This is a genomic window from Parafrankia sp. BMG5.11, from assembly GCF_004337455.1.
The window spans coordinates 1-8,846 of the sequence record NZ_SJXI01000029.1; the positions used below are offsets into that span (position 1 = coordinate 1).

Here is an 8,846-nt window from a genome sequence, read left to right on the forward strand (position 1 = left end):
CCAGCGCACTAGGCCGTCGAGCAGGTCGGCCAGGTCGGGGGCGTTCCATCCAGCGGAGCTGACGCGTATCCCTGCCTTCCCGGGCCGGTGCCGGCGATGCCTGGCACGATCGGCCGCTGCAGGGTAGCTGCCTCCTCGATTCCGGAAAATCTACTCCCGCCGCAGTAGACATCAAGCGCTTCCCTGGGTAGAGTTCCTGTCGTAGCCAAGGAATTCACATGGTCGCGGCAGACATGAACTGGCGCGGGCAGGGCGGTGGCCAGGGCAGGCCGCCGAGCACCACGACAGAAGTTCAGCAGTACCCGACCAGACGACGAGCAGAGGAGTAGACGCCATCAGGATCGCCCGAGCGATGGTCTAGCTCGCTCGGCTACCGCAGGCCCCAGATTGGAAGGTGGTCCCCGGTCACGCATCGCGATCTCCGCACGCCCGCCCTCCGGGGCCGGCTACGCGGACTCAGGGAACTTGACGTACCTAGCTAGTAGATGGTGTTGAATTTGCGGGGCCCTGGTGCCATTGGCACCAGGGCCCTTCGACGTGCCCCGGTTCTGGGGCGACCCCCACGTAGCCGTCCAGCGGAGGCGATCAACGGTCCCGCGGCCCGGTTCCTGGTGGCCTACAGATAGAAGCGACGCGCCGAACGAGCGACCGGTCCGACGCGCCTTGGGTGTCAATGGCCTCGGGGGCGCGGCAGCTCGGGGCGGGGTCCTGTGCGGCGCGGTGTGTGGCGCCCTGCGCTCGCCGGGCTGGGTTCCTGACAGTGTTCGACCTGCCAGTCGTGGGTGCTTGGCCGGCGGCATCTATCTGACCCTGCTCGTCGACCCGAAGGTCCGCGGCGCCCACCAGGAACAGCGGCTGGCCGACGCCCGCGCCGACCGCCCCTTCGACAGGACCGGGCCCACATCGTGGAGTACGACGTGCCCCGCGGCTTGTGCGCATGCCCGTCTGCTGGATCGGCCGCACATCCCCTGTGTGCCCGCCGTCGCGGTCACACCATCCCGCGACCCGGCCGCGATCTGGCTGCGGCAGATCGCGGCTGCTTCCTGGTCGTGCAGGCCGAGTGTGTTCCTCCACCGGAGCCGACGCCCTGCCCTGTCCTGCCTTTCCGAGCAGGCGCCGCCGCCGACGGGCCCCGTCGTGCGCGGCAGGGTAGCTGTCTCCTGGGAGCCAAAAATCTGTCCCCGCCGTAGTAGACATCTGGGCGCGGCTGTGGGTAGAGTTCCTGTCGTAGCGAAGGAAGTCACATGGTCGCGGCAGACATGAACTGGCGCGAGCAGGGCGGTGGCCAGGGCGGGCCGCCGAGTACCACCGCGAAAGGTTCGGCAGTACCCAGCAGTTGACCTATGTGGAGAGGGGAGCAGACGCCATCAGGATCGCCCGAGCGATGGTCTAGCTCGCTCGGTTACCGCAGGCCCCGGATTGGAAGGTGGTCCCCGGTCACGCATACGCGATCCCCGCACCCCCGCCCTCTCGGGTGGGCATGCGGGTTCCAGAACCCGGCGCGTCTTGGCCGGTAGATGGTGTTGAACCCCCCGGGGCCCTGGTGCTGTATGGCACCAGGGCCCCTCGATGTGTCCCGAGAGGCGCGATGACCCCTGAACGCACACGCAAACCGGCCCACAGTCTCGACGACGACGACTACCCCGCCTACACCATGGGCCGCGCAGCCGAGATGCTCGGCACCACGCCTGCCTTCCTGCGGGCCCTCGGCGAAGCCCGTCTGATCACGCCGCTGCGCTCCGAGGGCGGCCACCGCCGCTACTCCCGCTATCAGCTGCGGATCGCCGCCCGCGTCCGTGAACTCGTCGATCAGGGCACCGCGATCGACGCCGCCTGCCGCATCGTCATCCTCGAAGACCAACTCGCCGAAGCCCAGCGGCTCAACCAGCAATCACGCCAACTGACAACCGACCAGCCGCCACCCGCCGAGACCCCCTGACAGGCAGACGGCACTGTTGCCTCCACTCGACGGGCCCCGTGTGGCGGCAGGTAATGATCAGGCGATGAGGCGAGGTGTGGTCCGTCCTTCGGTCCCGATGTGGAAGTTCGCTGGGTTCCGGCTCCCTCCGGAGGTGATCGTGCTGGCGGTCCGCTGGTACCTGCGGTTCGCGCGGTCAGTGAGGTCTGTTGCGTCCAGTCGTGACCGGCGAGGCCCTGGCGGGGCATGTACCGTCAGTGTGATCACTGGCGGGCCGTCAGGGACTCGAACCGGCGCTGTTGCGTCGGCGAGATCCGCCATCGCGGATGTCGCCCGGGCGGCCACCGATCTGCCGGGAGATCCGCGAGCTGGTCCTGCGCCCCGCACGGAGAATCCGACCTGGGGCCACCGCAGGATCCAGGGAGAACTCGCCGGGCCGGGCTACCCGGTCGGGGTCGCCACCGTCTGACGGATCCTGCACCGCACCGGTGTCGATCCAGCGCCCCGCCGGACCGACTCCTCCTGGCGTACGTTCCTGCGTGCCCAGGCCTCCGGCATGCTGGCCTGCGATTTCTTCACGGTGGACACCGTGTTCCTCCAACAGATCTACGTGTTCTTCGTCGTCAAGCACGCCACCCGTCGTATCCATGTCCTCGGGGTCACGAGACACCCGACCGCGGCGTGGGTCACCCAGCGGGCACGGAACCTGCTGATGGATCTCGAGGAGCGTACCCACCGGTTCCGGTTTCTCATCCGTGACCGAGATGCGAAGTTCACGGCTTCGTTCGACGCTGGGTTTACCGAAGCCGGCATCGACGTGGTCGATACCCCGCCACAGTCACCCTCGGGGGGTTGATCAACGAATCGCAACGCAGCCCGGCACCTCCGCGGAAGATCGCGTCAACCGCAAAAGGCCAGCTCACAGGCCGAAATCCGGTTTTGGGAGCCCCACACGCCGAGAGGGGACCTTGCTGCGCGCGGGCGTGCCTGTCATGCGGTGACCGGCGCAGGCGGGCGGTCCGCCCTGACGGTGAACAGGATCGTCGCGACCACGAGCAGCGGCGCGCAGAACAGCGGCCCTGCCTCGGGCGCGACGAACGTCCACAGCGCACCGGCGGTCAACGTTGCGATCGCCCGACCGCCACTCTGCAGAGCGGCGAGGGTGCCGAACGCCGTCCAGCGGATCTCCGGCGAGCCCAGCCGGCCGACGCCGGTGTACTCGGCCGCGTCCACGGCACCGGCGGCAGCCCCTGCCAACACAAAGCAGACGGCGAGCAGAAGCAACTCGTTCGTCCCGGCCAGAGCGAATCCGGCATAGGCGGTCAGCAGGCACGTGGCGCCACCGGCGATGATCGGGCCAGTACCGATCCGGTCCGCCAGCGCACCCGCCCAGCTGGCGCAGACGGCCGCGCTGAGCTGGTAGCCGATGTACAGCAGCGCCACGAGCTGGAGCTGACTGAACGGTCCGGCTCCAGCGGGCAGTAGCTTCGTCGCGCGAAGCAGCAGTAGCACCGCGGCGATGTTCGCGGTCTCGTAGATCGCGACGCCGAGGAGGAACCGACCCAGGCGACCGCGCCGGAGCTGGTCGATTCTGCTACGCAGCGATGGCAGCTGCCACACGGCGTCCGGCTGGAGGACGTCCAGGTCCGGGCGTGTCGGATTCCCGCCCGGCTGCGCTGCCCGTCGCCGGTTCGCGCGGGCGCTGACGGCCACCGCCGCGACGGCCGGCAGCACCGCCAGCAGGATGACCGTCCGGACCTCCAGGAAGGTCAGGAACAGCAGCGCCAACACCGGGCCGAGGGCTGCGCCCACCGCGTCGATCGAACGTTCCACCCCGAGGCGGCGTCCCATCCGGTCCACGGTGGTGACCTCGCTCGCCTGCGCCGGCCGCAGGGGCGTGCGCAGCCCGCGGGCCGCCCACGAGCCGACCCTTACACCGTGGCCGCCTGCCATGCCACGCCGCTGAGCGCAAGCAGTGCCGACGCCAGCCCCATGCCGGCGTGCCCGACGAGGCTGACCAGGCCACGCCACCGCGGCCGGCGCAGCGCTGTCTCGGCGCCACCGAACCGGGCCGCCATCCCACCCGCGTGCCCGACGGCCTCCATTCCGGCGATGGCGAGCGGGACGCCCCCGGCCAGGCCGGTGACGAACGCAGGGAGGACGGTGGTGGTGCTCTCCTGCCCCGCTGTCGACAGCAGCGATGCCAGCCGCGACGAGGTCAGGTACCCGCGGACCCGTCCGCCCTCGCTCTGGACTGGGACAGGTACGTCACAGACGGCAGTGTCGGGTCTGGACACGACGGACGCGACGAGCGCGGCAGCCGCCGGCCCGGGCACAGCGGCGCAGGGGGCCGGCATCCGCGCCGGAAACGGCCGCGGCAGCACGACGGTCACTTCGGACGCGGTCACCGACGAATCGAGCATTCGACCATCATGTTCGCCGCACGGCGACTCCGAAGTCGTCTGTCGGACGCCCCATCCAGTCAGATGGGCGACCGGCCGGCGCTGCTGGCAGCCGCGTTTGCCGAACTCACCCACGCCATCTGGCCGCCGGCCGGCCAGAACCCGGCGCATTCGCCGCTATCTCGGAACGAGACAGTGCCGCCGTTCGCTATCGACCCTGCAAAAATAAAGATGATACTCATGGGGCGGTTGTCTCGGAGCCTGCCCGACCCTTCCAGCCTTGCCGGACCCAAATCGATACTCCGGCGAGTAGAAGAGGAGAACCGCTGCCGTTCGCCGGCGTCCGGGTCGACCCTGCGGTCGTTGACCCGCGGCGCGGTGACCTCGACCGCACCGGCGGCGGTCATCACCTGCCCGGGCTGGGCGTGGCCGTTACAGACCACCAGCCGGCGGCCACCCTCGTCGCGCTCGTCGGCGAGCTCGGCGATGTAGGCGTCGACCTCGGCTTCCAACGCGGCCGCGAGCATCCGCCGCGCACCTTCCCGGACGATCTCATCGATCAGCGACGGCCTGACCGTCGAACCGTCCCCGGGCGTGCTGTCCTCGGGTACTACCGTGAGCACCGGCATGCCTTCCCGACCGACGCGCCAACGTCGGCCTGCCTGAGACCTCAACCTCGATCACCGGGAAGGCACGCCCCTCCCCAGCCGACCACAGATCTCAACCATTGCTCGGCCGTAGCCCGCCGGTTCTTCATCCAGGCGCCGGCGCATGGCCGCCAGCCGGTCGAGGTCACCACCGACAAGGCACCCGTCTACCCGAGGATCCTCGACGAGCCGCTCCCGAGGCCTGCCATGTCGACGCCGCCAGAGAGAACAACCGAATGGAAGCCAACCACAGCCGGCTCAAAGCCCGGCTACGGCCGATGCGCGAACTCAAACGCCTCCGCTCGGTCCAGACGATCAGCGCCGGGAACGCCTTGGTTCAGAACATCCGACGCGGCCACTACGAACTCGCCACCCATACCGGCCCACAGCTGCGGCTGGCCGCCGCGTTCACCGAGCTCACCCAAGCCGTCTGACCGTGACTGCCCGGGCCCTGGCGTGCGCCGCATCCTCGCAATGCAACAGCCCCGCCGAGGATGATCGGCCTTCAGAATCGGTCACCGGGACGACATCAGGGCCACGCCGCAGCCCGATCGTTCGTGAACACCGCGCATCGCCGTGCAAAGACAACACCGATCGCACATTCGATCATGTTCGGCTGGCGCTGCCCGTGACTGCTATCAGCGTAGAAGAACAAGGCCGCTCCCATGGTGCGATCTTCGGAGTCACCGTCCTGGAGGTAGGTGCTCGGCCGGTCTCGGGTGGCCGTCTGGCACGAGGGAGGACAGTGGGCTGGTCGGCAGTGCTATCCACCCCTCCCGTTCCGCGGCGGTGGCGTCGTCCGGTCCGGGGGCGGCGGTGTGGCCCAGCGTCGCGGCACGGGCGGTCATCGCGGCGATCACGGCATCGAAGGCGTCGTCAGAACGGCGGCAGAGATCTTCATGGGTGCCGAGATCCAGCCATCCAGCCGCATCGAGGAGAGCGTCGACCAGCGTGCCGAGGACGGAAATGTTGTCCCTGGTCTTGTAACCGCGGTGCGGTAGCCCCCACCGGGCAAGCGACGCGGCTGGGTACACCTCGACGACGACGCCACCTCCGGCGCGGTCCACGGGCATGCCGTCGCCTGCGAGTGTTGCCAGTAGTCCCGCGCAGCGCATCGCCGTATGCGCGATCCGATCGGCGGCGACGCTGAGCGGCCGTAGCCCCGTCTCTGCCTGGACCCGCCGATCAGTGGCTCGGTACGCCAGGGCACGTCGCCACTCCAGACCAGTGACCCCCGGTGAGACGACGACGTTACCGGCCTGGTGGGCCGCGATGAAGGCGACGAAGGACTCCGGCCAACCGAACGGGCAATCGATACCGACCTTGTCCGCTTTCTTGATCGACATGACGATCGCGGTGTCCGACGTACCGAGTAGGACCTCCCTCACCGCCGCTGAACCTGGCGACCAGTCGATCCGGGCGAGTGCGGTCTTCTTCGGCTCCGCCGCCAGGTCCACGCCGATCGTCATCATCTGATCAGGGTACGCGACAGGACATAAAGGTCTCTTCGCGATCGAATCCTCGGAGATCAGCACTACACCCAGCACCAGATGCGCTCCACTGGGAGGAGGAACGGGGCTACAGTAACTGGTAAGAACCCGCACGGTTCTGCGGCCGTCATAAAACCGGTCCGGCCAGCTTCCGGTGGCCGCGAAAGCGCCAAAAGATTGACCTTGAGAGTGCTTGAAAAGTGCGCAGGAAGTGCCCTCCGAGGTGGGCCGTCAGGGACTCGAACCCTGAACTCACCGGTTAAAAGCCGGTTGCTCTGCCAATTGAGCTAACGGCCCTGCTGCGCACCATCGTACCCAACTGCTCGGTCAGGGGGAGGGCGGGGCGCGAGGTTCTGGCGGGTGGGCACGTTGGGAGGAGTTCTGAGGGTTGGTGGGGGTGGGGGTGTGGCCCCGCCCGGGTCAGGCCCGGGCGGGGCTGGTGGGGTCAGTCCTTGGTGATGGTCTTCGGGTAGTGGTGGGGGGTGCGGGCGCGGGGGATGAGCCGGGCGGTGTTCTCGGCGATCTCGCTGGCGGGATCGGGAGGATGTGGGTGTAGGTGTCGGCGGTGAGGGTGATGGTGGAGTGGCCGGGGAGTTCTTGGACGGCTTTGAGGTCGGCACCGGCGGCGAGGGCGAGGGTGGCGGCGCCGTGGCGGAGGCCGTGGAGGCTGATGGGGGGTAGTGCGGCTTCGTCGAGGAGGGTGTGGAAGCGGTTGGTGAGGTGTTCGGGGTGGATGGGCTGGCCGTCGGGGTGGGTGAAGGTGAGTCCGGTGTCGGGCCAGTCGCGGCCGGCGGCGAGGCGGGCGGCGTGTTGGCGGGTGCGGGCGGTTTTCAGGACGGCGAGGGTGTTGGCGTAGAGGGAGATGACGCGGTCGCCTGCGTCGGATTTGGGCCGGCCGAGCTGGGTGGCGTAGCCGATCTGGATGACTTGCCAGCGGATGGTGAGGGTGGCGTGGGTGAAGTCGATGTCGTCCCAGTGGATGCCGACGGATTCGCCGCGGCGGAGCCCGCGGTAGGCGATGAGGTGGTAGATGGGGTAGAGCGGCCGGGTAGCCCGGGGGGATCTACCTCGCCACCGTTATCGACTGCTACTCCCGCAATGTCCTCGGCTGGTCGATGGTCACCCACCTGCGCACCGAACTCATCACCGACGCGTTCACCACGGCCACCTCCCGCACCACCCTCACCCAGAACGCAATTTTCCACTCCGATCGAGGCGCACAAGGCGGATTCAACTGGTCGTCGCAACACCTCGATCCGGAGGTGTGGGAATGGGGCGGCCGGCGGATTGGACCGAGACGGTCACGGGGCGGGCGGGGATGTGCTCGCCGGGGCGGCCGCCGGTGGCACGCCGGGAGCATCAGCAGCGGTTCTGGGTGGCGATCGCGCGTGGGCTGAGCAGCGAGGACGCCGGTGTCGCGGCCGGCGTGTCGCCGGCGGTCGGGACCCGGTGGTTCCGCAACTGTGGCGGGATGCCCCCTTCGGACTTCCCCGCCCCGTCGGGGCGGTATCTGTCGTTCGCTGAGCGGGAGGAGATCGCCCTGGGTCGTGCCCGCGGGGACAGCATCCGCCAGATCGCGCGGGGCCTGGGTCGGCCTGCGTCGACGGTGTCGCGGGAGCTGCGGCGGAACGCCGGCACCCGCGGCGGGACGCTGGTCTACCGGGCCACGCTCGCGCAGTGGCATCGAGACCGCCGGGCCGCCCGGCCCAAGACTGCCAGGCTCGCCGGCAACGAGCGGCTGCGCGGCTACGTGCAGGACCGGCTCGCCGGGCCGGGCCGGGCCGGTCCGGCGCGGCGACGGCACGGTGGTGCCCGGCCCGTGGACGGCGCCGTTCACCGGCAGGAACAAGCCGCACCGCCAGGACCGCCGCTGGGTCAGCGCGTGGAGCCCGGAGCAGATCTCGCGGCGGCTGCGGGTCGATTTTCCCGACGACCCGACGATGCGGATCTCGCACGAGGCGATCTACCAGGCCCTTTACATCGAGGGGCGGGGGACGTTGCGCCGTGAGCTGGTCGCGTGTCTGCGCACGGGCCGCGCGCTGCGGGTGCCCCGCGCGCGGGCCGGACGGCGCGGCGACGGCATGGTCACCCCCGAGGTGCGGATCGGCGCCCGGCCGGTCGAGGCCACAGACCGGGCGGTCGCGGGGCACTGGGAAGGAGACCTGATCATCGGATTGAACCGGTCCGCGATCGGCACGCTGGTCGAGCGCACCACCCGGCTCACGGTCCTGCTGCACCTGCCCCGCATGGACGGCTACGGCCACCAGCCGCGGGTGAAGAACGGTCCGGCGCTGGCGGGCCGCGGTGCCGACGCTGTCCGGGACGCGATCACCCGGGCGTTCGCCGTGCTACCGGAGCAGCTACGTCGGACCCTGACCTGGGACCGCGG

5 protein-coding genes, 1 tRNA gene and 6 pseudogenes are annotated in these 8,846 nt (G+C 69.5%); 6 read left to right on the forward strand and 6 right to left on the reverse strand.

From position 1 onward, the window contains the following. Nucleotides 1-1,588: 1,588 nt before the first annotated feature. The 3 genes and pseudogenes from E0504_RS21905 to E0504_RS52165 form a co-directional block, all read left to right on the forward strand. A complete protein-coding gene (locus tag E0504_RS21905; protein WP_131625787.1) occupies nucleotides 1,589-1,939 on the forward strand; it encodes a helix-turn-helix domain-containing protein in 351 nt (116 codons plus the stop codon). 97 nt (nucleotides 1,940-2,036) lie between these two features. Then, a pseudogene (locus tag E0504_RS21910) lies at nucleotides 2,037-2,153 on the forward strand (IS6 family transposase); the annotation flags it as partial. 88 nt (nucleotides 2,154-2,241) lie between these two features. Continuing rightward, nucleotides 2,242-2,762 (forward strand): annotated as a pseudogene (locus tag E0504_RS52165) (integrase); the annotation flags it as partial. Nucleotides 2,763-2,908: 146 nt separating this feature from the next. Here the strand turns inward: E0504_RS52165 and E0504_RS21920 are convergent. From E0504_RS21920 to E0504_RS21930, 3 genes and pseudogenes are all read right to left on the reverse strand, one after another. Continuing rightward, entirely contained in the window at nucleotides 2,909-3,871 is a 963-nt protein-coding gene (locus tag E0504_RS21920) for an MFS transporter (RefSeq protein WP_112107617.1), read from the reverse strand. Then, the gene (locus E0504_RS21925) at nucleotides 3,850-4,341 is read right to left on the reverse strand and encodes a hypothetical protein (protein ID WP_112107616.1); all 492 of its coding nucleotides are present in this window, start codon (nucleotides 4,339-4,341) and stop codon (nucleotides 3,850-3,852) included. Before E0504_RS21925 ends, E0504_RS21920 begins: the two co-directional genes overlap by 22 nt. Before the next feature lie 290 nt (nucleotides 4,342-4,631). Next, a pseudogene (locus E0504_RS21930) lies at nucleotides 4,632-4,943 on the reverse strand (IS256 family transposase); the annotation flags it as partial. Between the two features lie 117 nt (nucleotides 4,944-5,060). On the opposite strand from E0504_RS21930, the pseudogene E0504_RS21935 reads away from it, so the two are divergent. Further along, nucleotides 5,061-5,401 (forward strand): annotated as a pseudogene (locus tag E0504_RS21935) (DDE-type integrase/transposase/recombinase); the annotation flags it as partial. 249 nt (nucleotides 5,402-5,650) lie between these two features. Here E0504_RS21935 and E0504_RS21940 read toward each other — a convergent pair. The 3 genes from E0504_RS21940 to E0504_RS21950 all read right to left on the reverse strand — a co-directional run bounded on the left by E0504_RS21940 (nucleotide 5,651) and on the right by E0504_RS21950 (nucleotide 7,489). Beyond that, nucleotides 5,651-6,439, reverse strand: a complete 789-nt coding sequence (locus tag E0504_RS21940) for a DUF429 domain-containing protein (protein WP_112107615.1) — start codon at nucleotides 6,437-6,439, stop codon at nucleotides 5,651-5,653. Nucleotides 6,440-6,681: 242 nt separating this feature from the next. Then, nucleotides 6,682-6,754, reverse strand: a tRNA-Lys gene (locus E0504_RS21945). A 123-nt stretch (nucleotides 6,755-6,877) separates the two neighbouring features. Beyond that, the gene (locus E0504_RS21950; RefSeq protein WP_306769259.1) at nucleotides 6,878-7,489 is read right to left on the reverse strand and encodes a tyrosine-type recombinase/integrase; all 612 of its coding nucleotides are present in this window, start codon (nucleotides 7,487-7,489) and stop codon (nucleotides 6,878-6,880) included. A gap of 23 nt (nucleotides 7,490-7,512) precedes the next feature. Here E0504_RS21950 and E0504_RS52170 point away from each other — a divergent pair. Both E0504_RS52170 and E0504_RS21955 read left to right on the forward strand, forming a co-directional pair. Beyond that, a pseudogene (locus E0504_RS52170) lies at nucleotides 7,513-7,680 on the forward strand (DDE-type integrase/transposase/recombinase); the annotation flags it as partial. 47 nt (nucleotides 7,681-7,727) lie between these two features. Beyond that, nucleotides 7,728-8,846, forward strand: a pseudogene (locus E0504_RS21955) (IS30 family transposase); the annotation flags it as partial.